30 protein-coding genes are annotated in these 24,624 nt (G+C 69.4%); 9 read left to right on the top strand and 21 right to left on the bottom strand.

Annotated features, from left to right (window positions below):
• Positions 1-304: 304 nt before the first annotated feature.
• The gene (locus WYO_RS14825) at positions 305-1,315 is read left to right on the top strand and encodes a heparan-alpha-glucosaminide N-acetyltransferase (RefSeq protein ID WP_007563814.1); all 1,011 of its coding nucleotides are present in this window, start codon (positions 305-307) and stop codon (positions 1,313-1,315) included.
• A gap of 342 nt (positions 1,316-1,657) precedes the next feature.
• On the opposite strand, the gene efp is transcribed toward WYO_RS14825, so the two are convergent.
• Positions 1,658-2,224, bottom strand: a complete 567-nt coding sequence (efp, locus tag WYO_RS14820; protein ID WP_007563812.1) for an elongation factor P — start codon at positions 2,222-2,224, stop codon at positions 1,658-1,660.
• Positions 2,225-2,503: 279 nt separating this feature from the next.
• On the opposite strand from efp, the gene epmA reads away from it, so the two are divergent.
• From epmA to WYO_RS14795, 5 genes are all read left to right on the top strand, one after another.
• Positions 2,504-3,559, top strand: coding sequence for an EF-P lysine aminoacylase EpmA (gene epmA, locus WYO_RS14815; RefSeq protein ID WP_007563810.1), 1,056 nt, complete (start codon positions 2,504-2,506; stop codon positions 3,557-3,559).
• Positions 3,556-4,599, top strand: coding sequence for a lysine-2,3-aminomutase-like protein (locus WYO_RS14810; protein WP_007563809.1), 1,044 nt, complete (start codon positions 3,556-3,558; stop codon positions 4,597-4,599). Before epmA ends, WYO_RS14810 begins: the two co-directional genes overlap by 4 nt.
• 18 nt (positions 4,600-4,617) lie before the next feature.
• Positions 4,618-5,229 carry a glutathione S-transferase family protein gene (locus WYO_RS14805; RefSeq protein ID WP_039902976.1) on the top strand — a complete coding sequence of 204 codons (612 nt, stop codon included), beginning with the start codon at positions 4,618-4,620 and terminating at the stop codon, positions 5,227-5,229.
• A gap of 138 nt (positions 5,230-5,367) precedes the next feature.
• The gene (locus WYO_RS14800; protein WP_007563804.1) at positions 5,368-6,015 is read left to right on the top strand and encodes a dimethylmenaquinone methyltransferase; all 648 of its coding nucleotides are present in this window, start codon (positions 5,368-5,370) and stop codon (positions 6,013-6,015) included.
• Between the two features lie 9 nt (positions 6,016-6,024).
• Positions 6,025-6,852, top strand: a complete 828-nt coding sequence (locus tag WYO_RS14795; RefSeq protein ID WP_007563802.1) for a YdcF family protein — start codon at positions 6,025-6,027, stop codon at positions 6,850-6,852.
• Here the strand turns inward: WYO_RS14795 and WYO_RS14790 are convergent.
• The 10 genes from WYO_RS14790 to WYO_RS14750 all read right to left on the bottom strand — a co-directional run bounded on the left by WYO_RS14790 (position 6,789) and on the right by WYO_RS14750 (position 13,394).
• Positions 6,789-7,097: a DUF3253 domain-containing protein gene (locus WYO_RS14790; RefSeq protein WP_007563800.1), complete on the bottom strand. Its 309-nt coding sequence runs from the start codon at positions 7,095-7,097 to the stop codon at positions 6,789-6,791. The genes WYO_RS14795 and WYO_RS14790 overlap by 64 nt on opposite strands.
• On the bottom strand, positions 7,094-7,855 hold the full coding sequence (locus WYO_RS14785) for a DUF599 family protein (protein ID WP_007563798.1): 762 nt from the start codon (positions 7,853-7,855) through the stop codon (positions 7,094-7,096). The genes WYO_RS14790 and WYO_RS14785 overlap by 4 nt, the downstream gene beginning before the upstream one ends.
• A gap of 94 nt (positions 7,856-7,949) precedes the next feature.
• A complete protein-coding gene (locus WYO_RS14780) occupies positions 7,950-8,234 on the bottom strand; it encodes an acylphosphatase (protein WP_007563796.1) in 285 nt (94 codons plus the stop codon).
• A gap of 51 nt (positions 8,235-8,285) precedes the next feature.
• Positions 8,286-9,134 (bottom strand): formate/nitrite transporter family protein, encoded by an 849-nt coding sequence (locus tag WYO_RS14775; protein ID WP_007563794.1) that lies wholly within the window; start codon positions 9,132-9,134, stop codon positions 8,286-8,288.
• 144 nt (positions 9,135-9,278) lie between these two features.
• Positions 9,279-9,710, bottom strand: a complete 432-nt coding sequence (locus WYO_RS14770; RefSeq protein ID WP_007563792.1) for a gamma-glutamylcyclotransferase family protein — start codon at positions 9,708-9,710, stop codon at positions 9,279-9,281.
• A gap of 30 nt (positions 9,711-9,740) precedes the next feature.
• Positions 9,741-9,863 carry a hypothetical protein gene (locus WYO_RS32390; RefSeq protein ID WP_007563790.1) on the bottom strand — a complete coding sequence of 41 codons (123 nt, stop codon included), beginning with the start codon at positions 9,861-9,863 and terminating at the stop codon, positions 9,741-9,743.
• On the bottom strand, positions 9,860-10,090 hold the full coding sequence (locus WYO_RS14765; protein WP_007563788.1) for a hypothetical protein: 231 nt from the start codon (positions 10,088-10,090) through the stop codon (positions 9,860-9,862). The genes WYO_RS32390 and WYO_RS14765 overlap by 4 nt, the downstream gene beginning before the upstream one ends.
• A gap of 18 nt (positions 10,091-10,108) precedes the next feature.
• Complete coding sequence (locus WYO_RS14760) at positions 10,109-12,112, bottom strand: acetyl/propionyl/methylcrotonyl-CoA carboxylase subunit alpha (RefSeq protein ID WP_007563786.1); 2,004 nt, start codon at positions 12,110-12,112, stop codon at positions 10,109-10,111.
• 100 nt (positions 12,113-12,212) lie between these two features.
• Entirely contained in the window at positions 12,213-12,653 is a 441-nt protein-coding gene (locus WYO_RS14755) for a hypothetical protein (RefSeq protein ID WP_007563785.1), read from the bottom strand.
• Between the two features lie 162 nt (positions 12,654-12,815).
• Complete coding sequence (locus WYO_RS14750) at positions 12,816-13,394, bottom strand: L,D-transpeptidase (protein WP_007563783.1); 579 nt, start codon at positions 13,392-13,394, stop codon at positions 12,816-12,818.
• Between the two features lie 183 nt (positions 13,395-13,577).
• Between WYO_RS14750 and WYO_RS14745 the strand changes: the two genes are divergently transcribed.
• The gene (locus WYO_RS14745; protein ID WP_007563781.1) at positions 13,578-14,507 is read left to right on the top strand and encodes a histone deacetylase family protein; all 930 of its coding nucleotides are present in this window, start codon (positions 13,578-13,580) and stop codon (positions 14,505-14,507) included.
• A gap of 160 nt (positions 14,508-14,667) precedes the next feature.
• Complete coding sequence (locus tag WYO_RS14740) at positions 14,668-15,285, top strand: LysE family translocator (protein ID WP_007563779.1); 618 nt, start codon at positions 14,668-14,670, stop codon at positions 15,283-15,285.
• A gap of 4 nt (positions 15,286-15,289) precedes the next feature.
• Here the strand turns inward: WYO_RS14740 and ribB are convergent, their stop codons facing one another.
• From ribB to WYO_RS14710, 7 genes are all read right to left on the bottom strand, one after another.
• On the bottom strand, positions 15,290-16,366 hold the full coding sequence (ribB, locus tag WYO_RS14735; RefSeq protein WP_007563776.1) for a 3,4-dihydroxy-2-butanone-4-phosphate synthase: 1,077 nt from the start codon (positions 16,364-16,366) through the stop codon (positions 15,290-15,292).
• Between the two features lie 153 nt (positions 16,367-16,519).
• A complete protein-coding gene (gene aroC, locus WYO_RS14730) occupies positions 16,520-17,617 on the bottom strand; it encodes a chorismate synthase (protein WP_007563774.1) in 1,098 nt (365 codons plus the stop codon).
• A gap of 59 nt (positions 17,618-17,676) precedes the next feature.
• Positions 17,677-17,979 (bottom strand): addiction module antidote protein, encoded by a 303-nt coding sequence (locus tag WYO_RS14725; protein ID WP_007563772.1) that lies wholly within the window; start codon positions 17,977-17,979, stop codon positions 17,677-17,679.
• Entirely contained in the window at positions 17,976-18,266 is a 291-nt protein-coding gene (locus WYO_RS29910) for a type II toxin-antitoxin system RelE/ParE family toxin (protein WP_081496983.1), read from the bottom strand. The genes WYO_RS14725 and WYO_RS29910 overlap by 4 nt, the downstream gene beginning before the upstream one ends.
• A gap of 30 nt (positions 18,267-18,296) precedes the next feature.
• A complete protein-coding gene (locus WYO_RS14720; RefSeq protein WP_007563770.1) occupies positions 18,297-18,917 on the bottom strand; it encodes a DUF3578 domain-containing protein in 621 nt (206 codons plus the stop codon).
• A 2-nt stretch (positions 18,918-18,919) separates the two neighbouring features.
• Positions 18,920-20,011 carry a catalase family protein gene (locus tag WYO_RS14715; RefSeq protein ID WP_007563768.1) on the bottom strand — a complete coding sequence of 364 codons (1,092 nt, stop codon included), beginning with the start codon at positions 20,009-20,011 and terminating at the stop codon, positions 18,920-18,922.
• 68 nt (positions 20,012-20,079) lie between these two features.
• A complete protein-coding gene (locus WYO_RS14710; protein WP_081496982.1) occupies positions 20,080-21,219 on the bottom strand; it encodes an anhydro-N-acetylmuramic acid kinase in 1,140 nt (379 codons plus the stop codon).
• A 124-nt stretch (positions 21,220-21,343) separates the two neighbouring features.
• Between WYO_RS14710 and tyrS the strand changes: the two genes are divergently transcribed.
• On the top strand, positions 21,344-22,615 hold the full coding sequence (gene tyrS, locus WYO_RS14705) for a tyrosine--tRNA ligase (protein WP_007563764.1): 1,272 nt from the start codon (positions 21,344-21,346) through the stop codon (positions 22,613-22,615).
• 135 nt (positions 22,616-22,750) lie between these two features.
• Here tyrS and tatC read toward each other — a convergent pair whose 3' ends face one another.
• The 3 genes from tatC to WYO_RS14690 all read right to left on the bottom strand — a co-directional run bounded on the left by tatC (position 22,751) and on the right by WYO_RS14690 (position 24,499).
• Positions 22,751-23,551, bottom strand: a complete 801-nt coding sequence (gene tatC, locus WYO_RS14700) for a twin-arginine translocase subunit TatC (protein WP_007563762.1) — start codon at positions 23,549-23,551, stop codon at positions 22,751-22,753.
• Positions 23,548-24,141: a Sec-independent protein translocase protein TatB gene (gene tatB, locus WYO_RS14695; protein WP_007563760.1), complete on the bottom strand. Its 594-nt coding sequence runs from the start codon at positions 24,139-24,141 to the stop codon at positions 23,548-23,550. Before tatB ends, tatC begins: the two co-directional genes overlap by 4 nt.
• An 88-nt stretch (positions 24,142-24,229) precedes the next feature.
• Positions 24,230-24,499 carry a twin-arginine translocase TatA/TatE family subunit gene (locus tag WYO_RS14690; RefSeq protein ID WP_007563758.1) on the bottom strand — a complete coding sequence of 90 codons (270 nt, stop codon included), beginning with the start codon at positions 24,497-24,499 and terminating at the stop codon, positions 24,230-24,232.
• Positions 24,500-24,624: the final 125 nt, after the last annotated feature.

Here is a 24,624-nt window from a genome sequence, read left to right as displayed (position 1 = left end):
TTAACGAAGTCCTGATTCCCGGAAAGCCCATATGACCGGCATCGGAGCCATCCCGAGTTGCAATCTTGCCCGGGGGAGGCAGGCTCGCAACAGTCGATCGGTCGCAGGGGGAGCGGGGTTACGGCGTTTTCGCGCCGCTGGAGCCGTTTGGATTTCCTCAGCCACGCCGTCCAGTCAGGTTTTCGCGACCGGCCCGGACGCCCCTTCACGTTTTCGAGAGCGCTCGGCAATGCCGCCCGGCGCCGCCGTGGCGCCGGAGCCCCCCGGTGGCGTCCCGGGCGCCGGCGTGGTTTGAGCCCTCGCCATGGTGCCAGCTGATCTTCGCTCCGAACCGTCACACGCCGCCCCGAACGCCGCGGGGGGCCGATACCCGATCATCGACGCGGTGCGGGGGGGCGCCCTGCTCGCGATGGCGAGCTACCATTCGCTGTGGGACGTCGGATATCTCCGGCTGACCGCCGAGAACTACGCCCTGACGCCGACCGGGCATCGCGCGGCCGAGGCGATCGCCGGCACGTTCCTGACGCTGGTGGGCATCGGGCTGGTGCTGATGAACGGGCGCGGCATCCGCCTGCGCCCGACCCTGATGCGGCTCGCCCGGATCGGCGGGGCGGCCCTGCTCGTCACGATCGGGACCTGGTTCGCCTTCCCGGATTCCTACGTGTTCTTCGGGATCCTGCACTGCATCGCGGTGTCGAGCGTGCTGGGCCTGCCGTTCCTGTTCCTGCCGGTTCCGGTGACGGCCCTGGCTGCGGCCGCGATCTTCGCCGCCCCCGTCCTGGTGCATGCGCCGGTGCTCGACGCGCCGGTCCTGTACTTCCTCGGGCTCGGTGCCGGGACGCCGCGGACCAACGACTACGTGCCGCTGTTCCCGTGGTTCGGCTTCGTCGTGACGGGGATCTTAGTCGGGCGGCTCGGCCTGCCCTGGCTGGCGCGCTCGCGCCTGGGCGCCTGGGCGCCGCGCTCGGCGTTGGGCCGCGTCGCAGCCTTCGCGGGACGCCACAGCCTCGTCGTCTATCTCGTCCACCAGCCGGTGCTACTGGCGCTGTTCACCGGCCTCGTCGCCCTGACCGGACCGAACCCCCGCGCGGGGGTGCGGGCCTTCCGCGCCGATTACGTCACGATCTGCACCCGAACCGGCGGCGAGCCGCCGCTCTGCCGGATCGCGGCCCGCTGCACCTCGGACGCGCTGATCCAAGAGGATCTTTTCCGGGAGGATGGACGGCCCTTCAGCCCGCAGGAGCGGCTGCGGGCGCAGGCCGTGTCCCAGGGCTGCTACGGGGCGATCGAGGCGGCGTCTCGAGCGCCGCGGTGAAGGAGGGGTTTGCGTCGCCTTCCTTCATCCACGCCCTCATCCTGACTTGCGAGGGCAGCGTGCCGCGAAGGAGGTCTTCAGGCCGCTCGCGATGCTTGGAGGCGTCCTTCGAGGCCTCCGCGTCGCTCCGGCAGCTGAGAGGCTGTGAGTAGTCCAATCCGTCGAGGATGGAGCGTGACAGGCCCCCTCTCCCGTGCGGGAGAGGGGACCCGCGCTTCGTCCTAGCCATCCAGGCCCGCCTGTCGATCGAAAGCCTCACAGACCGTCAGGCTGAGAGCGCGGGTGGGATGGAGTTTCCCGCCCGCGCGACTGTCGTCCCGCGGCGAGAAACCCCCAAAAAAATCAGTCCTTGGCGCGCTCGACGTAGGCGCCGTCGGCCGTCATCACGACGACGCGGGTGCCGGCGGCGATGTGCGGCGGGACGGTGGTGCGCACGCCGTTCGAGAGCGTGGCCGGCTTGTAGGACGAGGAGGCGGTCTGGCCTTTGAGCACCGGCTCGGTCTCGGCGACCTCCAGCGTCACCCGCTGGGGCAGCTCGATGGTCAGCGGCACGCCGTTATGGCTCGACAGCATCACGGCCATGCCCTCCTGGAGATAGGGGGCGGCGTCGCCGACCACGTCGGCCGGCACGGCGACCTGCTCGTAGCTCTCGGGATTCATGAAGTGGAACCCTTCGCCGTCGCTGTACAGGAAGGTGTGCTCGCGATCCTCCACGAAGGCCCGCTCGACCTGCTCGGTGGTGCGGTAGCGCTCGGACACCTTCACGCCGTCCGTGATGCGGCGCATGTCGAGCTGGGTCACCGGGGTGCCCTTGCCGGGGTGGATGTTCTCGGCGAACAGGATCACGTAGAGCTTGCCGTCCTTCTCGACGACGTTGCCCTTACGGAGCGTTGAGGCGATCACCTTCACGGAATTAGGTCCTGCATTGACAAGGCGGGTCGGCACGCGCCAAGCGCGTGCACGGGATCTAGGCCCCGGCACTATCGCATCTGCGGCGCCGTTGCCAGCGGGCGGGCCTCAACCGAAGCGCGTGGGCTCGATGCGCGCCCCTCCCAATCCGGGGAACCCGAGGCCCGTGTTGAGGCCTGGACATCGAGAGGCCCGATCGGGGGCCTGTCAGGATCGTGCGATGACGACTCCGAGGATTGCCTTGCCCGGCCGAGACCGCCCCCGCCCGGGGATCGGGCTTTGACCGGCGCGCCCTCGCCCTGGTGGACGCCCGATCGCCACGCCGACCGGCGGCCGCGGCTGCTCCTGCGCAACCGCATCCTGGCCGCCTTCCGGGCCTGGTTCGCCGCGCGCGACTTCGTCGAGGCCGAGACCGCTTGCCTGCAGGTCTCCCCGGGCAACGAGGCGCATCTCTCGGCCTTCGCCACCGCGGCGATCGGCGCGAGCGGGGCGCGGACACCGCTCTACCTGCACACCTCGCCGGAATTCGCCTGCAAGAAGCTCCTGGCGGCCGGTGAGACGCGGCTGCTCAGCGTCGCCCGGGTGTTTCGCAACCGCGAGCGCGGCCCGCTGCACCATCCGGAATTCACCATGCTGGAATGGTACCGCGCCGGGGTACCCTATACCGACCTGATGGCCGATTGCGCCGATCTGCTCGCGCTGGCCGCCGAGACCGCCGGCACCCGCCGCTTCCGCTATCGCGACCGGGAGGCCGACCCGTTCGCCGAGCCGGAGCGCCTGACCCTCGCCGAGGCCTTCACGCGCTTTGCCGGCATCGACCTGTTGGCCACGATCTCGCCCACCGGGGAGACCGACCGCGACGGGCTCGCCGCCGCGGTGTCGGAGGCCGGCCTCCGGGTCGCGCCGGATGACACCTGGGCCGATCTGTTTTCCCGGGTGCTGGTGGCGCGGGTCGAGCCGCATCTCGGCATCGGGCGCCCGACCATCCTGTGCGAGTACCCGATCAGCGAGGCCGCCCTCGCCCGGCCCGCCCCGGACGATCCGCGTGTGGCCGAACGGTTCGAGCTCTATGCGTGCGGGGTCGAGCTCGCCAATGCTTTCGGCGAATTGACCGATCCCGCTTCCCTTCGCCGGCGCTTCGCCGGGGAGATGGCGGAGAAGCTGCGCGTCTACGGAGAGACGTACCCGATCGACGAGGATTTCTTCGCCGCGCTGGCGGTGATGCCCGACGCCTCCGGGATCGCCCTCGGCTTCGACCGCCTCGCCATGCTGGCCTGCGGAGCGAACCGGATCGACGACGTCCTCTGGACCCCGGTCGCGGAGACCCTGCCGTGAACCGCACCCTGCGCAACGCCGCCGACCTCGCCGCCGCCGGCCTGCTCTCCGGCCCGGAGGCGGACGCCCTGCACGATGTGCTGTCGCGCTACGCCGTCTCGGTCACGCCGGACATGGCCGAGCTGATCGACCTGGACGATCCGGCCGATCCGATCGCCCGCCAATTCGTACCGCAGGGTGCGGAGACCGTGGTCGCCCCGGAGGAACGGGCCGACCCGATCGGCGATGCGGCGCACGCGCCGGTGGTGGGCATCGTCCACCGCTACCCCGACCGGGTGCTGCTGAAGCCGCTGCATATCTGCCCGGTCTATTGCCGGTTCTGCTTTCGGCGGGAGATGGTCGGGCCGGACGGCCTCGGCTCGCTGACCGAGGCCGAGCTCGACGGCGCGCTGGCCTACATTGCGCAGGATCCGCGGATCTGGGAGGTGGTGCTCACCGGCGGCGACCCGTTCGCGCTCTCGGCCCGGCGCCTCGGTGCCATCGCCGAGCGCCTGTCGGCGATCGAGCACGTCCGGGTGATGCGGATCCATACCCGCGTGCCGGTGGTGAAGCCCGATCTCGTCGACGCTGATCTGGTGACGGCGCTCAAGCGCTTCGGCCGGGCGGTGTTCGTCGCCCTGCACGCCAATCACCCTCGGGAATTCGCGCCGGCGGCCCGCGCCGCCTGCGCCCGGCTGGTGGATGCCGGCATCCCGATGGTCAGCCAATCGGTCCTGCTGCGCGGCATCAACGACGACTCCGCGACCCTCGAGGCGCTGATGCGGGCCTTCGTCGAGAATCGGATCAAGCCCTATTATCTCCATCACGGCGACCTCGCCCCGGGGACCGGCCATCTGCGCACGAGCCTGACCGAGGGGCAGGCGCTCATGCGCGCCCTGCGCGGGCGCCTCTCCGGGCTCGCGCAGCCGACCTACGTGCTCGACATCCCCGGCGGCCACGGCAAAGTGCCGGTCGGGCCGGGCTACCTGCGCGACGCGGACGGCGAGACGCGGGTGACCGATCCCAACGGGTATGAGCACGCCTACCCGCCGAAGGCGTAGCGGAGACGGTTCGTGACGATGCGTAAACTCTGGGGCCGGCTCACCTCGGTCAACGTGCAGAAGGCAGTCTGGGCGCTGGACGAGGCCGGCCTCGCCTATGAGCGGATCGATGCCGGCGGTGCGCACGGCGTCGTCCACGATCCCGCCTATCGCGCCAAGAACCCGAACGGGCTGGTCCCGACCCTGGAGGAGGACGGGTTCGTCCTCTGGGAATCGAACGCCATCCTCCGCTACGTCGCGGCGATGGCCCCGTCTCTGGCACCGCCTGCCGATCCGCGGATGCGCGCCCATATCGAGCAATGGCTCGATTGGCAGGCCACCTCCTTCACGCCCGCGATGCGGGACGCGTTCTGGCAACTTTATCGGTCGGCCAATCCGGACCGCGCCGTGATCGACGCTTCGGTGAAGCGCACGGAGGCGTTTGCCGCCATTCTGGACGCGCATCTGACGGGTCGGGACTACGCAGTCGGCGATGGTTTCAGCATCGCCGACATCGCCCTCGGCTGCGCGGCGCATCGCTGGCTGAACCTGCCGGCCGAGCGGATCGAGCGGCCGGCCCTGCGCCGCTGGTACGACCGGCTCGCGGCCCGGCCCGGGGCGGCGCGGGCTTTGGGCGAGCCGATCTCCTGAGATCGCGAACTTATCCCCGGACGCTGGCGCGCATCTTTCGGGACGAAGCGGCAAGCGCGGCCTTGCCGGCGGGCCCGGGCGATCCACCTTGAGCCAACTCGCCGATCCGTCCGGCGCCCGCCTTCCCCGGAGCTTCTGATGGCGATCGATCCGACCCTGCGCGACGCGCTCTCCGCCGTGACGCCGGCCAGCCTGGCCCGGGCCTTGTCACGCGCGGGCGTGAAGGCGTTCAGCCCGCGCGGTCTGACCGGCCACGGCGAAAGCGCCATCGGCCCGGCCTACACGATGCGGATGATCCCGGCCCGCAACGACGCGGCCGGCGACCTCGCTGCCGCCATCGATGCGGTCCCGGAAGGCGCCATCCTGGTGATCGACGCCGCCCGCTCCGGCCTCGCCCTCCCCTTCGGCGCGATCGTGGCGGCGCGGCTCGCGCAGCGCGGAGTCGCCGGCCTCGTCACCGACGGCGCCCTTCCGGAGGCGGTCGGTCTGCCGGTCTGGTCGGCGCCGGAGGCCGGGAGCGAGACGCTGGCCCTGGTCGGCACCCAGGAACGGGTCTCCTGCGGGGGCGCCGCGATCCATCCCGGCGACATCGTGGTCTGCGGATCCGGCGGGATCGTCGCGCTGCCGGCCGAGCTCGCCGAGCGCATCGCCCTCGAAGCCGTCGAGCAGCAGCGCCTGGATCTCTGGATCCAGCGCGAGGTCGAGAGGGGCGAGAGCCTCGCCAGCCTGCTGCCGCCGGACGCCGCCGCCCTGGCCCGGTTCGAGGCCGAGACCAAGCCGGCCTGAGGCGGCCCGGTGTTCTTCCCGCTCTCGAAGGTGGTCTATTTTCTGATCACCCCGTCGAACCTGTTCATCTTCTCGGCACTTGCCGGGCTCGTCATCCTGGCTGCGACGCGCCTGCGCCGAACCGGCCTCGCGCTCGCCGCGCTCGGGCTGCTGGGACTGGCCATCGGCGGCTTGACCCCCGTATCGGAGATCGCCCTCCTGCCGCTGGAGGAGCGGTTTCCGCCCTACCCGGAGGATGGGCCGGCTCCCGCGGGCATCATCGTGCTCGGCGGCGGCATCGAGGCCGGGCTGTCCGAGGCGCGCGATCAGGTGCTCGGCAACGATGCCGGCGAGCGGCCGGTCTACCTCGCCCACCTGGCGCGCCGTTTTCCGCAGGCCCGGCTCGTCTTCTCCGGCGGAAGCGGCTTCGTCGGCGGCGGCATTGCGGAGGCCGACATCATCAGCCGCCATGCCGACGTCCTCGGCCTGCCGCGCACCCGGCTGATCCTCGAGAACCGGTCGCGCAATACCCAGGAGAACGCCGCGTTTACCGCCGCTCTGGTCCAGCCGAAGCCGGGCGAGCGCTGGCTGCTGATCACCTCGGCCTGGCACATGCCCCGAGCGATCGGCTGCTTCCGGGAGGCCGGCTTCACAGTGGACGCCTTCCCGGTCGATTACCGAACTCGCGGCTGGGGCGACGCCGCCCGGTTCCACGGATTCGCCTCGGACGGGCTCCTCCAGCTCGATCTCGCGGTGAAGGAGTGGATCGGCCTCGTGGTCTACCGGCTCGCCGGCTACACGCCGGATTGGCTGCCCGGGCCCGAACCGGTCGCTTCGCCCGGCAGCGCCAGCCGGTAGATGCCCCGGAAATCGTCCGGATCGACCGGCTTGCCCTTGCGCAGGATCGCGACCCGGCCGGCATGGGCGAGACGCACCGCGACCCGGCGTACCGGCTGCATCAATGGTCCCCATCCGTCCGGGTGCGGGCCACCCAAGGCGCGGGCGACCTCCGACGGGCAGATGGTCTTGCCGGCGCCGCGCTCGGCCACCAACCCGAGGAGGATTTCCTCGATCGCCGCTTCGTCTGCCTTGGTCGTATTCATGTCCGTGCCTCCTCGGCGGGGGCCAGGAGCGGTCCCTCGTGCGGCCCTTCACCGGCCTCCAGCAGCGCCTTGCGGATCTCCGAGGCGAACTGTCGACGCCACATGATGACGACCACCGCACTTGTCGAGGCGATCAGCACATACGGGCTCACGAACCAGCCCAGATAGGCGAGCGCGAAGAAGAAGGCGCGCTGGCCGCGGGCGAAATGCCGGCCGGCGCTGACATTCATCGCCGCGAGCCGGCGGACCGCCCGCATCACCTCGGTGTCGCTGACGCCCGAGCCCTTCGGCGGCACGGCGCCCAGCAGGATCGCCGCATAATTGAACAGCCGGTAGGCCCAGGCGAATTTGAAGAAGGCGTAGACGAACACCACCGCGAGGCCGGCGACCTTCAGCTCCCAGGTCGTGCGGTTCGCCACCGTCCCGAACGGAAGGGTCGCGAACAGGTTGAGCACATCGTCCCCGGAGCGCGACAGGGTCAGCACCGAGCCCAGTGCGATCAGCGAGGTCGAGGCGAAGAAGGCGGTGCCGTTCTGGAGGGAGGCGTTGATCTGCGTGTCGACGACCCGGTTCTCGCGCCCGATGATCTGCCGGGCCCAGTTCGACCGGTGCACATTCATGATCTGGCTGAGCGAGATCATGCGCCCGCGCAGGCGGCCGACCGACAGGCCGTACGCGACCCAGGCGACAATGAAATAGGCCAGCGCCCCGAGATCGAGGGGCGAGAAGGCGGCACTGCCTGCGGTCAGGTCTGTCATGGTCTCGGAGCGCCGGAAATCGGAACCGGTAGCGGCCCGAGGCCATACCAGTCCCGTTCGCCCCGCAGAACCCGTCCTGCCTCTCGCGACGGCCTCAGCCGCGCAGGATCTCGAACCGGCCTGCCTCCGGAGCCTCGCCGCCCTCGCGCAGGCTGACGTCGGTCACCCGGGCCGCCGGCGGCCCGGACCGGCACAGGGCCACCATGTGGTCGACGGCCTCCGGCGGACCGCTGAACAGCGCCTCGACAGAGCCGTCGTCCCGGTTGCGGACGTAGCCGGACAGGCCCCGGGTGCGCGCTTCGGCCTGGGTCCAGGCCCGGTAGGAAACGCCCTGGACCCGCCCCTTGACGATCACGGAGACGGTACGCGTCGCGCTCATCGGATCGGCACCGTCCCCAAAGGCCCGTGCGGAAGCACGGGCCGCTCAATCTCACTCGGCCGCCATCGGACGACGGACGCCGGCACCGATCGGGGCCGAGCGCGTCTCACCCGTGCGGACATGGGTCGAGTAGAGCATCAGCCCGGTGAAGGCGAGACCGCCGACGATGTTGCCGAGCAGCGTCGGGATCTCGTTCCACAGCAGGTAATCCATGACGGTCAGGTGGCCGCCCATGAGGATCGCCGACGGGAACAGGAACATGTTCACGACCGAATGCTCGAAGGTCATGAAGAAGAACACCGTGATCGGCATCCACATCGCGATCACCTTGCCGGGGACCGAGGTGGACAGCATCGCGCCGATGACGCCGGTGGAGACCATCCAGTTGCACATCATGGCGCGCACGAAGAGGGTCAGCATGCCGGCCGCGCCGTACTTCTCGTAGCCGAGGGTGCGCGCCTCGCCGATTCCGGCGATCGCCTTGCCGACGGCGTTCGGCTCGGTGGCGAAGCCGAAGGTGAACACGATCGCCATCATCAGGGCGGTGGTGAGGGCACCGGCGAAGTTCCCGAAGAACACGAGCGTCCAGTTGCGGGCGATGCCGGCCACGGTGACGCCCGGGCGCTTGTCGATCAGGGCAAGGGGCGTGAGCACGCAGACGCCGGTGAAGAGGTCGTAGCCCAGCAGGTACAGCATCGAGAAGCCGACCGGGAACAGCAGCGCCCCGACGAGGGGCTGGCCGGTGGTCTGATTGATGGTCACGGCGAAGGCGGCGGCAAGCGCCAGGATCGCGCCGGCCATGTAGGCCCGGATGAACGTGTCTTTGGTGGCCATGAAGACCTTCGACTCGCCGGCATCGACGGCCTTCTTCACGAAATCGGCGGGCGCCAGATAGGACATGCGAACCTCTCCCTCGCACGCGGCCGCCGATCGCCGTTGACCGAATGGCACGCTGCGCAAACATCACAGCTGGCCGAGGCGCATGATGGTGTCGCCGCCCCGGTCGATCGCGAGCAAGCAGGTTGCGTACCAATTGCCGGATGGTCAGGCGGGCGGGCCGCGCATCCAGGTCCTGAGTTCGCGAATATAGGCGGGCGGCAGCTGCGCGGCATGCGCCGCCGCGACCACGGATTCGAGGTAGCCCGGGCGCGGCCGGCCGGGCGCGGTGGAGCGGCCGAGATAGATCATCGCACGCTTGACCCCGCCGGCCGTCGTCACCGGCAATGTCGCCTTGGTGTAGAGGCCGCCGGCCACGCCCTCGTAGCGATCGAGGGCCGGAATATCGTCGCGCGCCAGCTCCCACAGGACACCGTGAACCGTGCGGGCGGGATCGCGCACCACGGAGGCATAGCCCTCGCGCATGATGATGAAACGGTGCGCCGGCAGCCGCCCGACGCCGATCAGCCGCGAGACCGGGCAGCGCAGGGCCATCGCGGCGGCATCCATGTTCGCGCCGTAGGCGAAGTAGAGGGGCATGCCGTCGTGGTCAGCGGTCGACCGGCCGGGTCACGTCCCGGATGTGCGTTCGTCCCGCTGCACAGCCCATTCGTTCGCACGCATCGCCGCGTAGGCCACAGCGAGGGTGACGGCCGGAATCACGAACGTCACAAAAATTTCGCCCGAACTCATGGCTTGATGCTCCGCAGCACGCGCCTGCCGATCGGATGTATGCCGATGCCCGCGGAAAGCCAGATCGCCGCGAAGAAGGCAGTGGTCGGACGCAAGGACGGCGCGCTCGCGACTCCAAAACTCATGGCCGTGATCGGCGTTACGAACCCGATCACCACGAAAGCCACCGCGATGTTGTTCAGCGCGGTGGCCAGAAGCTTCGTCTGCTCGTTGTGGACCTCACTCACGACGGCCGCCTGCTACGATCAGGCGAATTCCAGGATCACCGCGTCCACCGCGAGGCTGTCTCCTTCCTTGGCGTGGATCTTCGCCACCGTCGCGTCACGCTCGGCGCGAAGCATGTTCTCCATCTTCATCGCCTCGACCACCGCGATGGGCTCGCCGTTCTTCACTTCCTGGCCTTCGGTGACCAGGATCTGCTTCACGAGACCCGGCATCGGGCAGAGCACCTGCTTGCCGGAGCCGGCCTGCTCCTTCACGGGCATCAGCGCGGCGAGCTCGGCCTCCCGGCGGGTGTAGACCCGGGCCTCGGCCGCCGCGCCCGCATGCTGCAGGAACACGCCGTTCAGCAGGCCGCGCACCTGGATGGCGACGCGTTCGGAGCCGATCGTGCCGATCCAGACCGGCTCGCCCGGGCGCCACGCGCTCGCCACCGAGAGCGACGTGCCGTCGTCCCGGGTTACGATCAGGTCCTCGCCCTCCGGCTCGATGGTCACCGGGTAGGATTGGCCGGCCAGGATCACGACCCGGTCCCGCTCGAACGCGAACAGGCCGGGGGCGCGCATCTGGCCGGAGATCCCGCGCTTGCGCTGGTTGAGCTTGTGGTCGATCGCCGCCGCGGCGGCCATCATGCGGATCGCCACCGCGCCCGCGGGCTCGGGCGCGACGAAGCCGTTCGGGAATTCCTCGGCGATGAAGCCGGTGGAGAGATTGCCCTCCTGCCAGCGCGGATGGGCCATCAGCGCCGACAGGAACGGGATGTTGTGGCGGATGCCGTCGATCGCGAAGGCGTCCAGCGCGTCGCCCTGCGCGGCGATCGCCTCGGCGCGGGTCGGGGCCCAGGTCACCAGCTTGGCGATCATCGGATCGTAGTGGATCGCGATCTCGCCGCCCTCCTCCACGCCGGTATCGTTGCGCACGATCGCGGCGCCCTGCCGCCCCTCCTCCGGCGGCCGGTAGGTGGTCAGGCGGCCGATCGAGGGCAGGAAGTTGCGGGTCGGATCCTCGGCGTAGACGCGGCTCTCCACGGCCCAGCCGTCGAGCTTCACCTGCTCCTGCGTCAGCGGCAGCGTCTCGCCGGCCGCGACCCGGATCATCAGCTCGACGAGGTCGAGGCCGGTGATCATCTCGGTGACCGGATGCTCGACCTGAAGCCGGGTGTTCATCTCCAGGAAGTAGAAGGACTTGTCCTGGCCGGCGACGAACTCGACCGTGCCGGCGGAATCGTAGTTCACCGCCTTGGCGAGGGCGACGGCCTGCTCGCCCATCTTGCGGCGGGTCTCGGGATCGAGCAGCGGCGACGGCGCCTCCTCGATCACCTTCTGATTGCGGCGCTGGATCGAGCACTCGCGCTCGCCGAGGTAGATCACGTTGCCGTGCTTATCGCCGATCACCTGGATCTCGATATGCCGCGGGTCGGTGATGAACTTCTCCACGAAGACCCGGTCGTCGCCGAAGGACGAGGAGGCCTCCGACTTGGCCCGGGCGAAGCCCTCGGCGACCTCGCCCGACGAATGGGCGATGCGCATGCCCTTGCCGCCGCCGCCGGCCGAGGCCTTGATCATCACCGGGTAGCCGATCCCGTCGGCGATCTCGACGGCGTGCTCGGGGCTCTCGATCACGCCGAGGAAGCCCGGGACGGTGGAGACGTTGGCGGCCGCGGCGGCCTTCTTGGATTCGATCTTGTCGCCCATGGCGGCGATGGCGCCGGGATTGGGCCCGATGAACACGATGCCGGCTGCTTCGAGCGCCTTCGGGAAGGCCTCGCGCTCGGACAGGAAGCCGTAGCCGGGATGGACCGCCTGGGCGCCGGTCTGCCGGCAGGCCTCGACGATCTTCTCGATGACCAGATAGGACTGCGCCGCGGCAGCGGGGCCGATATGGACCGCCTCGTCGGCCATGGCGACGTGCACCGCGTCGCGGTCGGCATCCGAATAGACCGCGACCGTCCTGATGCCCATCTTCCGGGCGGTCTTGATGACCCGGCAGGCGATTTCGCCCCGGTTGGCGATCAGGATCTTATCGAACATCGCTGGCGCATCGCTCTCGAGATCGCCGGATTGCACACCGGCTTGACTGTCCCGATAGATCAGATGTGCCGCGGACGGAAGCTGCGCCTTGGTCGTAGTCTCAGGCGGCCAGGGCGAAGGTGACGCGCGGAGCCTGGGTCGCCTCGCGGGTCCAGCGGTTGGCGTCGAGGGCGAAGGCCATCAGGGCCTCGGCGCTGCCCTGCGCCTCGCGGACGATCTCCATGGCGATCCGGGCGCCGACCGGGGTCGGGCCGTCGCGGCCGCTGAGCGAGCTGGCGAGCCAGGCGGCGACGTCGCGGTCGATATAGCCGGTCGGGCGCAGGCCCCACACGGCGAAGTCGACCACCGACGCGACCAGGAAGTCGGCGAAAGCGTCGGAGCCGATCACCGCGCGCTCCAGGGCGATCAGCATGTCCGCCTCGTCGCGGCTCATGATCCCCTCCGGCAGCACCTCGCGCTTGAGGACCAGGAGGTCCTCGTCGCTGATCGCGCCAGTCGAAACGGCATGGTTGCAGAACTGTTGAACGGAGATCATGGTCATGGCTGCCTGCTCCTCCGACCTTTGCTGCGGTCGGTGCTTGTCCCGGTGTGATTTGAACTTACGGGACGGCTCCCCTGCCGGAAGTTAACGGCAAGATCTGAACGGAAGTTCAGGTAAACACGGACCGAGCAAGCAGGCTTATTGGGACGTTGATCAGTTGCGTTACCGGACGATGACCGTGGCCCCGACGGGCACGCGGTCGAACAGGTCCACCACGTCGATGTTGCGCATGCGGATGCACCCGGAGGAGACCGCCTGGCCGATCTTCTCCGGCTCGTTGGTGCCGTGGATCCGGTAGAGCGTGTCCCGGCCGTGATCGGCCAGGTAGAGGGCCCGGGCGCCGAGCGGATTCATCGGGCCGCCCTGCATGGCGTGGACGTGCGGCCAGCGCTTGATCATCTCGGCCGGCGGGTTCCAGGCCGGCCATTCGGCCTTCCGGTCGATCGTGGCTGTGCCCGTCCAGCCAAAGGCCTCATCGCCCACGGAAACGCCGTACCGGATCGCCTTGCCGTCCGGCAGCACGAGGTAGAGCTGGCGCTCCTTGGTCTCGACCACGATCGTGCCCGGGGGCTGCCCGGTCGGATCGCTCACCTGGTATCGGGCGAAGTGCGGATCGAACTCGGCCTCGGGCACCAGCGCCATGAACGCGGCATCGCGGGCCGAGACCTTCGGGTCGGGGACGGCCTTGAAGGTGCAGCCCGCGAGCCATGCGGCGCAGGCGATGACGGGGATGATGCGCATGCGCCGGTCCTCGGACGTCTTCCGCGCGCCCGGACATGCGACCCGTTCGGGACTGGTCCCGTGGAAGATTTGAGCAACTATAACGAGGCCTGGCACCCCGCCGTAGTCCGCGCGTTCCGCCCGTGGCACATTGCCGGCTCCTGTTGCAGGTCCGCGACAGGACCGCACCCGGGAGCGATCGTCGTGACCACCCTCTACGTGAGCCATCCGGCGAGTTTCGACCACGAGGTGCCGGAGGGCCATCCGGAGCGCCCGGCGCGGATGCGGGCCATCGAGCGTGCCCTGGAAGACGAGCGCTTCGCCGGCCTGGTGCGGGTGGCCGCGCCGCGGGCGGAGATCGAGGTCGCGACCCTGACCCATCCCCGTGAATACGTCGACGCACTGGTCGCCGCCGTGCCGGAGCACGGGATGGTCGGGATCGACGCCGACACGATCCTGTCCGCCGGCAGCTTGGAGGCGACGCTGCGGGCGATCGGGGGCGCCAACCACGCCCTCGACGCGGTCATGGCGGGCGAATGCCGCAACGCGTTCGTGGCGATGCGCCCGCCCGGCCACCATGCCGAACGGACCCGGTCCATGGGCTTCTGCCTGTTCAACCACGCCGCGATCGCCGCCCGCTACGCCCAGCAGAAACACGGTGCCGAGCGCGTGGCTTTGGTCGATTGGGACGTCCACCACGGCAACGGCAGCCAGGACATCTTCTGGGACGATGCGAGCGTGCTCTACGCCTCGACACATCAGATGCCGCTGTTCCCGGGCAGCGGCGCCGCCTCGGAGCGCGGCGAGAAGGACACGATCGTCAACGTGCCGCTGCGGCCCAACGACGACGGCGAGGTGTTCCGCGAGGCGTTCGAGGCCGGCATCCTGGCGCGGCTGGAGACGTTCCGGCCCGACGTCATCGTGATCTCGGCGGGTTTCGACGCCCACCGCCTCGATCCGCTGGCGAACCTCCGTCTGGAAGCGGAGGATTTCGGCTGGGCGACCCGCAAGCTGATGGACTTGGCCGAGCGTTGCGCCGGCGGCCGGATCGTCTCGGTGCTGGAGGGCGGCTACAGCCTGGAGGGGCTGGCGAAATCCGTGTCCGCCCATGTGGACGCGCTGATGGGACGGTGAGCGAGGCGATCGGTTTCGGCTTGCGGGCACCGCGACGCCCGGCATGATCGACCGATTGCGAATCGATTGGACTCCGGCCGCCGGTGAAACGCTGCGCCTCGCCCCCGTGGATGCGTCTCTCTGTGACGGTCGCGCCTTCGGTCTGGTCCGGGGGCGGTCTATGACGCTCGCCGGCTTTATCGCCTACGCGCTGGCCCTCTGCGTTGCCGCCGCCGTGCCCGGCCCGGGTGTCGTCGCCCTGGTGGCACGGGCGCTCAGTTCGGGCTTCCGGGCCGCCATGGCCTTCTCGGCGGGGCTGATCCTCGGCGATCTGACCTTCCTGTCCGCGGCCGTCTTCGGGCTGGCCCTGATCGCGGAGACGTTGGGCGAGGTCTTCGTCGTCGTCCGGCTCTGCGCCGGCCTGTATCTCGCCTACCTGGCGGTGCGCCTCTGGCGCGCGGCCGGACAGACGGACCGGATCGAGGGCGGCCCCGCGGACCGCCCCCTATCCAGCTTCATCGCGGGGATCACCATCACCCTGGCCAACCCCAAGACGATCGTCTTCTACCTCGCCATCGTGCCCACGATCGTCGACCTGCGGACGGTCACGGCGGGCGATTTCGGTATCCTGGTCGGACTGACGGCGCTGGTGCTCGCGGGGGTGATGACGCCCTACGCCGCCCTGGCGGCGCGGGCCCGGGAGTCCTTGCGGAAACCCGTGTTCCGCGCCCGGCTGAACCGGAGCGCCGCCGCCATCATGGCCGGCGCGGCGATCTGGACCGTCGCGCGCCGCGCCTGACGGGTCAGCCCTCCAGGGGCACGTCGCCCAGAAGCTCGATGCCGAAGCCGGAGAGGCCGACATAGGAGCGGGCCGAGGTCGCGAGGTTGCGGATCGAGACGACGCCGAGGTCGCGCAGGATCTGGGCGCCCAGGCCAACCTCGCGCCACTGGCGGGCGCGCAGAGCCTCGGTCCCCTCCTCCAGGGCGCTCTTCAGCGGAACGCCCGCGGTCCCGTCCCGGAGATACACCAGCACCCCGCGCCCCTCGGATGCGAAGCGCTTGAGAACGGCGTCGATCTGCTTGCCGCCGCCGATCACGTCGGCCGCGACGTTGGAGCGATGGAGGCGCACCAGCACGTCCCGGCCATCGCCGATCTCACCCATCACGAAGGCGAATTGCTGGATCGCCTCGAACGGGGTCGAGAAGGCGTAGGCCGTGACATCCCCGTGGCTGGACTGGACGGTGAAGTGCCCGACCCGCTCCACCAGCCGGTCCCGGGCCTGCCGATAGGCAATCAGATCGGCCACCGAGACGCGCTTCAGCCCGTGCTTCTCGGAAAACGCCTCGATCTGCGGCCCCTTCATCACGGTGCCGTCGTCGTTGGCGAGCTCGCAGATCACGCCGACCGGCGGCAGCTCGGCGAGCTTGCACAGATCGACCGCGGCCTCGGTATGGCCCGAGCGCATCAGCACGCCGCCGTTGCGGGCGATCAGCGGGAAGACGTGGCCGGGGCGGACGAAATCGCCCGCGCCCATATTTCCGTTGGCCAGCGCCCGCACGGTGTTGCAGCGCTGCTCCGCCGAGATGCCGGTGGTCAGCCCGTGCTTGACGTCGACCGTGACCGTGAAGGCGGTGCCGAGCGGCGCGTCGTTCGAGGCCACCATCGGGTCGAGATGCAGCCGCCGCGCCTCGTCCTGGGTGATCGGCGCGCAGACGATGCCGCAGGTGTTGCGGATGATGAACGCCATCTTCTCCGGCGTGCAGAGCGACGCCGCGACGACGAGATCGCCCTCGTTCTCACGATCGTCATCGTCGGTGACGACCACGATCTCGCCGCGGGCGAAGGCCGAGATGGCCTCTGTGACGGTGCAATGGGGCACGGATCGCTCTCTCGTCTCGCATCCCCCACCCCGCGGGGGAGGAAGGGGGCGGCTCGCTCAGCGCCGGACGGAGAATGGTCCGGTATGAGCGAGCCTGTGAAAATTTCTGGTCTCGGAGTTGGGCCGACCGCGATCGGCTCCCGCTCCGGCGGGTCAGGCCACGCCCACCTGCCCGCGATGGCGTAGATAGTGATCGGCCAGCACGCAGGCCATCATGGCTTCCGCAACCGGCACGGCACGGATGCCGACGCAAGGATCGTGGCGGCCCTTGGTGATCAGGTCGACCTCGGCACCGTCGCGGGTGACGGAGCGGCGCGGGGTCAGGATCGACGAGGTCGGCTTCACGGCGAAGCGCACCACCACCGGCTCGCCGTTGGAGATGCCGCCGAGGATGCCGCCGGCATGGTTCGCCAGGAAGCGCGGGCGCCCGTCATTGCCGGCCCGCATCTCGTCGGCATTGTCCTCGCCGCGCAAAGCCGCGGCCGCGAATCCGTCGCCGATCTCCACGCCCTTCACGGCATTGATCGACATCATCGCGGCGGCGAGATCCGCATCGAGCTTGCCGTAGATCGGAGCGCCGAGGCCCGGCGGCACGCCCTCGGCCACCACCTCGATGACGGCGCCGACGGAGGAGCCGTCCTTGCGGATCTCATCGAGATAGCGCTCGTAGAGCGCGGCCGCCTCCGGGTCGGGGCAGAAGAACGGGTTGTTGCCGGTCTCGGCCCAGTCCCAGCGGGCCCGGTCGATGGCGTGCGGTCCCATCTGGACGAGCGCGGCACGAATGGTGACGCCCGGGATCACCTTGCGCGCCACCGCGCCGGCGGCGACCCGCGCCGCGGTCTCCCGGGCGGAGGACCGGCCGCCGCCGCGATAATCGCGGATCCCGTACTTGGCGTCGTAGGTGTAGTCGGCGTGGCCCGGCCGATAGCTGTCGCGGATCTCGGAGTAATCCTTCGAGCGCTGGTCGGTGTTCTCGATCATCAGCGCGATCGGGGTGCCGGTGGTGAACTGGCGGCCGCCGGTGCGGTCGTCGGAAAACACCCCCGACAGGATCTTCACCTGATCCGGCTCGCGCCGCTGGGTGGTGAAGCGCGACTGGCCCGGCTTGCGCCGGTCGAGCTCCGCCTGGATCTCCTCGGCCTCCAGCGCCAGCCCGGGCGGACAGCCGTCGACCACGCAGCCGAGCGCGACCCCATGGCTCTCGCCGAAGGTCGTGACGCGGAAGAGATGGCCGAACGTGTTGTGAGACATGACCCGGCCCGTCTAGCGCGGGAGCGCCGGAGGCACAAACCGTCTTCCTCCGTCAGATCCTATGCCGGCTCCGAGCCGGCGATCGGCTGCACGCTGAGCCGCAGTCCGATCGCTTTCAGGACTCCGATCAAGGTGTCGAGTTGCGGATTTCCCTTGTCGGATAGTGCGCGATACAGGCTCTCGCGTGATCGTCCTGTCTCGGCCGCGATCTGCGCCATGCCGCGCGCGCGGGCCACGTCACCGATGGCCGCCGCAATGAGGGCGGGATCGCCATCCTCGAGCACGGCCTCGATATACAGGGCGATGCGTTCGGGCGTATCGAGGTGTTCAGCAACATCCCAGGACCGAGTTTCGACGGTCATCGCTGTTTCTCCTGGCGGTTGAGCGACTGCGCCTCGCGGATGTCTCGATCTTGCGTGCGTTTATCGCCGCCACACAGGAGCAACACGATCTCGCTTCCGCGTTGCGCGAAATAAACGCGGTAGCCCGGTCCGTAATCGATCCGAAGTTCGCTGACCCCTTCACCGACGGGCTTCACGTCCCCCGCGTTACCCAGGGCAAGGCGCTTGATGCGAACGTCGATACGAGCCCGCGCACGCTCGTCGCGCAATCCAGCAAACCATGCTTCGTAGATCGTGGTCTGACGTATGGTGAGCGTGGTGCGCCGGTAGCTTTAAAGCTACATAATCGCCTCCGCATGTCCTGTCGAGACAGTCAGCCCACCCCGCGCCTTCAGCGCCCGGTAAGCCGCCACCCCGACGGAAAGGTCGGCGCGCAGGCGGCGCTCATCGCCGAGAGCATCCAGATCGTAGGTCAGGCCAAGGATATGCGCCGCCTCGTAGCCCTCCGGCAATTCGCCTGCGCTCCCGAGGGTGATGGACTTGTTCGGGAGGCGCCCTGCGAAATCGGACAGACGCGACCGCAACGCATCCCCGCTGCTGCGCAGATAAGCTTCGGCGTTCGGCCCGTGCGCGCGGATCGCCGCGACCGTTCCCTGGGCCAGCGACAAATGGACGACCTCGCGATCGGCCGGAAACAGGTAGACGAGGTAATAGCCGCGGGTCGCACTCGTGGTGACAGCGGGGTCGAACACGGCAAGCCAGGGCACCGCCGCCCAATGGCTGCCGCGGCCGGGGCTGCCCTTCACCAGGAACGAGCCCTCTACGGATTCCAGGGCAGCGCGCAGCTCGTCCGGCGCGCCGCGCCGGATCACGGCCGCCAGGGGATGCCCGGCCGGCGGATCGAGCCGGGCGAGCGGGTATTCCTCGACGATCCGGCGCAGGGCGTGGCCGAGGCTCACCCTTAGGCCGGGACCTGCTCGATGGCGGTCGGCTCCGTCTCGGGCGTCTGGTTGCGGCCGTGACGGAAGCTGGAAAGGGCCTGGTAGGTCTTGAGCCGCGCCCGCATCAGCGAGCCGAGCGGGCGGTGCGCCGCCAGGCTGTGGGCGGGCCGGAAGGACAGGACGTCGTCGGCGTAGCGGGTCCGGGCCTCGGACTGGGAATTCTGCGCCGGCAAGACGAGGCGGGCGACGGTGCGATAGGGGCTCGCCGCCTCGTCCCAGCGCTTCGACGCATCCTCGACCGGCATGTCGTCGAGATTGGTGCAGAGCTGCACGCGAATCTCGAATATCGCCGCGTCGCCGGTGAAGTACGCGGCCACCGCGTGCCGGAACGCGTCGGGATCCTCGCCAAGATGCAGATCCTCGCCGGCCAGCGCGACCTGTTTCGCGCCGGTCGGAAAGGCGGCGATCTTGGCGATGTGGTCGCCGTAGCGGAGCGCAGCCTGCGAATAATACGGCTCGGCCAGCGGGTGCAGCGGCGCGTGGCCGAAGAAGTCGAGGAGCGGCGAGCTCTCGCCGGTCACGGCCTTGACGATCGTATCGGCCGCGCGTGCCGTCCTTGAGACAGCGGCCTTGAGCGCCTCGGGCGCCTTCGTGCCGGCCTCCAGCTGCTTCATGCTGCCCAGGAAGCCCTTGGCGTCCGGGTTCGGGAAGACCGGCCCGGTTGCGAGCACGAAATCCTGGGTCTGCGCGCCGTGGCCCTGCAGCTTCTCGCCCGCGACGCCCAAGACTTTGATCGCCATGCCGCGGTGGGTGGAGACGTTGTCCTTCAGGCGTTCACCCGGCCCCTGCGCGAAGCGCACGATCACCGGATAGGTCCCACCCCTGGCGAACAGGCCCTGCTTCAGCTCGCGCGGGAGGTCGTCCGGCACCTGAAGCTCGCCCGTCACCACGCCGCTGATTTTCGCGTGCGACGCGCGCACCGCGTGGCCGTAGCGCTTGGCCGTGGTCTCGCTCTCGCGGGTCATCGACGCGATGATCGCGTCGATCGTCTCGGCTTCATCCGGGGCCGGCGTCTCGACGCCGTCGTGGTAGCGCAGGTAGGTCTCGGCCAAGGTATCAATTCCGATCGCGATCCGAACGGAGCCAACCGACGGGCCGTCCGCCGGTTGCCGACCGGGGATCAGGCATTCGGTCGCGCCAGCACGCCGCCGGTCATCGGCTCGCGCACGCCCGTGGTGGACGGGAAGGTGATCGGCAGGCCCCGGAGCGAGCGCACCGCCAGATACGCGAAGGCCTGCGCCTCCAGATAGGCCGAGGACCAGCCGATGGCGTCCGCGGTCGTGATCTCGGACCGCAGATGGTAGTTCAGCAGCCGCACCAGTTCGCCGTTGCGCGCGCCGCCGCCGGCCACGATCCAGCGGGTCGGGATCTCGGGCGCGTGGTCCAGGGCCCGGGCGACGGCGCGGGCCGTGAAGGCCGTGAGCGTCGCGGCACCGTCCTCCGTCGAGAGCTGGCCGGCGAGCTTGTGCGAGAACCAGTTCCGGTCGAGGGATTTCGGCGGCCGGCGGAAGAAGAACGGATGCGTCAGCAGCCAGGCGAGCAGGGGCTCGTCCGGGCGGCCGCGGGCGGCGGTACGCCCGCCATCGTCGAGGTTCTTGCCCTCGCGCTCCTGCATCCACTCGTCGATGAGCGCGTTGCCGGGGCCCGTATCGAACGCGATCACGCCGCCCTTCGAGTCGATCAGCGTGGCGTTGGCGACGCCGCCGATATTCAGGATGCCGAACGGGCCGTCAAAGCCCGAGGCCTCGGCCAGGGCCTTGTGGAACACCGGCACCAGCGGCGCGCCCTGGCCCCCGGCCTCGATATCGGCCCGCCGCAGATCCGAGACCACCGGGATGCCGAGCCGGCTCGCCAAGGCCTGCCCGTCGCCGATCTGGATCGAGATGCGCTGGTCCGGCCGATGGATCACGGTCTGGCCGTGGAAACCGATCACGTCGATGGCGTCGGCGCTCAGGCCGTTCTCGGCGAGGAAGCGCTCCACGGCCTCGGCATGGGCCTGGGTGACGAACGCTTCGGCCTCGGGCAAGCGCCCGGGGCGGTCACCCGGATGAAGCACCGACTCGGCATCCTTCGTGGCGACCCGCAGAAGCCCCTTCTCCTCGTCCGAATAGCCGCGATAGCCGGTCGGCCCGAGCGGCTCGAGGAAATTGTTCTGGCCCTTGACCACGTGGACCCGCTCGCCGTCGGTCTCGATCAGCGCGATGTCGACGCCGTCCAGCGAGGTGCCGCTCATCAGCCCGATCGCGCGCATCATCGCCATTCCGCCTGACCCCGTGCCTTTCGGCCAACGCCCTGCTAAGAGCGCGCCGTATCCTGAACCCCAGCGCGAGCTAGCACGCAGAGCCTCGGCCTGTCGCGCCGGCTCGCGATCCGAGACCGCAGCCATGACCGCCGAGAGCTTCGCGCCGAAATCCGACTTCCTGCGGATCCTGACCGAGCGCGGCTACATCCACCAGACCTCGGACCTCGCGGGGATCGACGCCGCGGCCTCCGAAGGGCGGCTGACGACCTATGTCGGCTACGATTGCACCGCGCCCTCGCTCCATGTCGGGCACCTGCTCTCGATCATGATGCTGCACTGGCTGCAGGCGACCGGGGGCAAGCCGATCGCCCTGATGGGTGGCGGCACCACGCGGGTCGGCGACCCGTCCGGCCGCGACGAGACCCGCAAGATCCTCACGGTCGAGCAGATCGACGCCAACAAGGCTGAGATCCGCAAGACCTTCGACCGGTTCCTGCGCTTCGGCGAAGGCGCCGGCGACGCCGTGATGGTCGACAATGCCGAGTGGCTGACCAAGCTCAACTACATCGAGATGCTGCGCGACATCGGCCGCCATTTCTCGGTGAACCGCATGCTGTCGATGGACAGCGTGCGCCTGCGCCTGGAGCGCGACCAGGAACTCTCGTTCCTGGAATTCAACTACATGATCCTGCAATCCTACGACTACGTCGAGCTGAACCGCCGCTACGGCTGCATCCTGCAGATGGGCGGCTCGGACCAGTGGGGCAACATCGTCAACGGCATCGATCTGGGCCGGCGCATGGGCACGCCCCAGCTCTACGCCCTGACCTGCCCGCTGCTGACCACGTCCTCCGGCGCCAAGATGGGCAAGACCGCGGCCGGCGCCGTCTGGCTTAACCCGGACATGCTCAAGCCGTACGATTACTGGCAGTTCTGGCGGAACACCGAGGATGCGGACGTGGCCCGCTTCCTCAAGCTGTTCACGCTCCTGCCGATGGACGAGATCGCCCGGCTCGCGGCGCTCGCAGGCTCCGAGATCAACGCGGCCAAGATGGTGCTCGCCACCGAGGCCACGGCGCTGATGCACGGCCGCGAGGTGGCCGAGGCCGCCGCCGAGACCGCGCGGAAGACCTTCGTGGAAGGGACGCTGGCCGCGGACCTACCGACCGTCACCGTTCCCGCCGCGACACTCGAAGCCGGGCTCGGCGTGCTCACCGCATTCGGCCCCGAGATCGCCAAGCTCGTGCCCTCGACCAGCGAGGCACGCCGCCAGATCAAGGGCGGGGGTCTCCGGGTCAACGATGCGGCCGTGACGGACGAGAAGGCGATGCTGACGCCCGCGGACCTGACCCAGGACGGGGTGATCAAGCTGTCCTTCGGCAAGAAGCGGCACGTGCTGCTGCGGACGGCGTAGCGCCCGACCGGGTTCCCAAAGGGCCTCCGGCCCTTTGGCGGGGTTCGGGGCGCGCAGCCCCGATCCACCAGGGCTCCACCCTGGATCCGCAAAAGGTCCGGGACCTTTTGAAACCCGACCTCGTCGGTCCGGTCCTTACGGATCCAACCCTTCCGCCGCCCGTCGGGCCGCGCGCAGCTTCTCCACCCGCGCCACAGAGAACACCGAGGCCTCGTAGAGGATCAGCATCGGCAGGGCGAGCGAGAGCTGGGAGATGACGTCCGGCGGCGTCAGCACGGCGGCCACGACGAAGACCAGCACGATCGCGTAGCGCCGCTTCTCGCGCAGGAAGGCCGCGTCAATGATGCCGATCTGGCCGAGAAGGGTCAGGATCACCGGCAGCTGGAACGCTATGCCGAAGGCGAAGATCAGCGTCATGATCAGCGAGAGGTACTCGTCGACCTTGGGCAGCAGCTTGATGGTCGGCTCGCCGGCCACGCCGACCTGCTGCAGCGACACCGAGAACTTGATCAGCAGCGGCATCGCCAGGAAGAACACCACCAGGGCGCCCAGCACGAAGAAGATCGGCGTCGCAACCAGGTAGGGCAGGAAGGCCTTGCGCTCGTTGCGGTAGAGGCCCGGCGCCACGAAGGCGTAGATCTGCGTCGCGATCACCGGGAAGGCCAGGAACGCGGCGCCGAAGACGCTGAGCTTGATGTTGGTGAAGACCTGCTCGAGGAAATGCGTCGCGATCAGCTCGGCATTCTGCGCGCCCACGATCGAGACGTAGGGATAGACCAGGATGTTGTAGATATCGCGCGAGAAGAAGAAGCAGCAGAAAAACATCGCCACGAAGGCGATCAGCGACTTGATCAGCCGCGACCGCAATTCGATCAGGTGTTCGAGCAGCGGCGCCCGGGACGCTTCGATCTCGGCCTCGTCGGCGTCGCTGATCATCGGGCTGTGGCGCCGTTCTTCGGGTCCATGGGGGTGTCGTGCGCGGTCTTGGGCTCCGGCGGCGGCCCGTAGGGATCGTCGACCGAGCCGGGGATCGGGAGCGGCGCGTCGGGCGGGGCGGCGTGCTCGAGCGGATCGGCATGCGCCGCGTGATCGGTCGCGACGGGCGACGGCTCGGGGCCTGTCGGCGCAGTCGCGTCCTGCTCGGCCTTGAGCTGCGCCGTGGCATCGGCCAGCGAGCGCGTATCCGCGGCCGGCTTCTCGGGACCCAGCGGCTCGGTGCCCTGCCGCGCGGCGACCCGGCCCTCGACCGCACCCTTCAGCTCGTCCCGGATCGTCTGGACCGGGTTGAAGCCGGAGCCCGCGGACCGGACGGTGTTGCGGATGCCGTCGACCTCTTTGCGGACCTCGTCGAGCTCGGCCTCGCGGATCGCCTCGTTGAACTGCATCTGAAACTCGCCGGCCATCCGGCGCAGCTTCGTCGTGATCTGCCCGACGGTGCGCAGCGCCTTCGGGAGATCCTTCGGCCCGATGACGATGAGGGCGACGCCGCCGATCAGCATCACCTCGCCCCAACTCATGTCCAGCATGTCGTCGACGGTCCTGCTGCCCTGGGAGCCGGACCTGAGTCCGAACCCCCGTCAGGCTCTACACCACAGCGCGCGCCCTGACAGGCTCTCAGACCGGCTTGCGCTCGCCGCCCGGCAGATGGCTCGCCGGGACCGCGGTGCCGGGGCTCGTCTCGGCGGTGTGCGGGATGGTGCGGACCGGCTCGCTCGGCGCGACCGGCTGGCTCGCCGGCGGCGCCTCGTCCTCGGCCATGCCCTTCTTGAACGCCTTGATGCCCTTGGCGACGTCGCCCATCAGGTCCGAGACCTTGCCGCGGCCGAACAGCAGCATGACGATGACGGCAACGATGACCCAGTGCCAGATACTCATGCTGCCCATGGCAACCTCCTGCGTGCGTCCACCTGCCTGCGCCCACCTGTGGGAGCGTGACGCTACGACCGGTTGAAGATTTCCGGGCGAACCTAGGGATCGCACCGCCCGAACACAAGCAGAGGCGGCTTCAG

Source organism: Methylobacterium sp. GXF4 (assembly GCF_000272495.1).
Taxonomy (GTDB): Bacteria; Pseudomonadota; Alphaproteobacteria; order Rhizobiales; family Beijerinckiaceae; genus Methylobacterium; species Methylobacterium brachiatum.
This window is presented reverse-complemented; position numbering and strand designations above follow the sequence as displayed.

Coding starts and splice junctions, on each gene's coding strand:
- tatC (WP_007563762.1), bottom strand. CDS start 23,551: ATGATCAGCGACGCCGACGAGGCCGAGATCGAAGCGTCCCGGGCGCCG.
- aroC (WP_007563774.1), bottom strand. CDS start 17,617: ATGTCTCACAACACGTTCGGCCATCTCTTCCGCGTCACGACCTTCGGC.
- WYO_RS14760 (WP_007563786.1), bottom strand. CDS start 12,112: ATGTTCGATAAGATCCTGATCGCCAACCGGGGCGAAATCGCCTGCCGG.
- WYO_RS14750 (WP_007563783.1), bottom strand. CDS start 13,394: ATGCGCATCATCCCCGTCATCGCCTGCGCCGCATGGCTCGCGGGCTGC.
- WYO_RS14785 (WP_007563798.1), bottom strand. CDS start 7,855: ATGACAGACCTGACCGCAGGCAGTGCCGCCTTCTCGCCCCTCGATCTC.
- WYO_RS14755 (WP_007563785.1), bottom strand. CDS start 12,653: ATGACCATGATCTCCGTTCAACAGTTCTGCAACCATGCCGTTTCGACT.
- WYO_RS14775 (WP_007563794.1), bottom strand. CDS start 9,134: ATGTCCTATCTGGCGCCCGCCGATTTCGTGAAGAAGGCCGTCGATGCC.
- WYO_RS14740 (WP_007563779.1), top strand. CDS start 14,668: ATGACGCTCGCCGGCTTTATCGCCTACGCGCTGGCCCTCTGCGTTGCC.
- WYO_RS14805 (WP_039902976.1), top strand. CDS start 4,618: ATGCGTAAACTCTGGGGCCGGCTCACCTCGGTCAACGTGCAGAAGGCA.
- WYO_RS14725 (WP_007563772.1), bottom strand. CDS start 17,979: ATGACCGTCGAAACTCGGTCCTGGGATGTTGCTGAACACCTCGATACG.
- WYO_RS14825 (WP_007563814.1), top strand. CDS start 305: ATGGTGCCAGCTGATCTTCGCTCCGAACCGTCACACGCCGCCCCGAAC.
- tatB (WP_007563760.1), bottom strand. CDS start 24,141: ATGCTGGACATGAGTTGGGGCGAGGTGATGCTGATCGGCGGCGTCGCC.
- WYO_RS14790 (WP_007563800.1), bottom strand. CDS start 7,097: ATGAATACGACCAAGGCAGACGAAGCGGCGATCGAGGAAATCCTCCTC.
- WYO_RS14800 (WP_007563804.1), top strand. CDS start 5,368: ATGGCGATCGATCCGACCCTGCGCGACGCGCTCTCCGCCGTGACGCCG.
- WYO_RS14710 (WP_081496982.1), bottom strand. CDS start 21,219: ATGGCGATGATGCGCGCGATCGGGCTGATGAGCGGCACCTCGCTGGAC.
- tyrS (WP_007563764.1), top strand. CDS start 21,344: ATGACCGCCGAGAGCTTCGCGCCGAAATCCGACTTCCTGCGGATCCTG.
- WYO_RS14780 (WP_007563796.1), bottom strand. CDS start 8,234: ATGAGCGCGACGCGTACCGTCTCCGTGATCGTCAAGGGGCGGGTCCAG.
- WYO_RS32390 (WP_007563790.1), bottom strand. CDS start 9,863: ATGAGTTCGGGCGAAATTTTTGTGACGTTCGTGATTCCGGCCGTCACC.
- WYO_RS14770 (WP_007563792.1), bottom strand. CDS start 9,710: ATGCCCCTCTACTTCGCCTACGGCGCGAACATGGATGCCGCCGCGATG.
- WYO_RS14690 (WP_007563758.1), bottom strand. CDS start 24,499: ATGGGCAGCATGAGTATCTGGCACTGGGTCATCGTTGCCGTCATCGTC.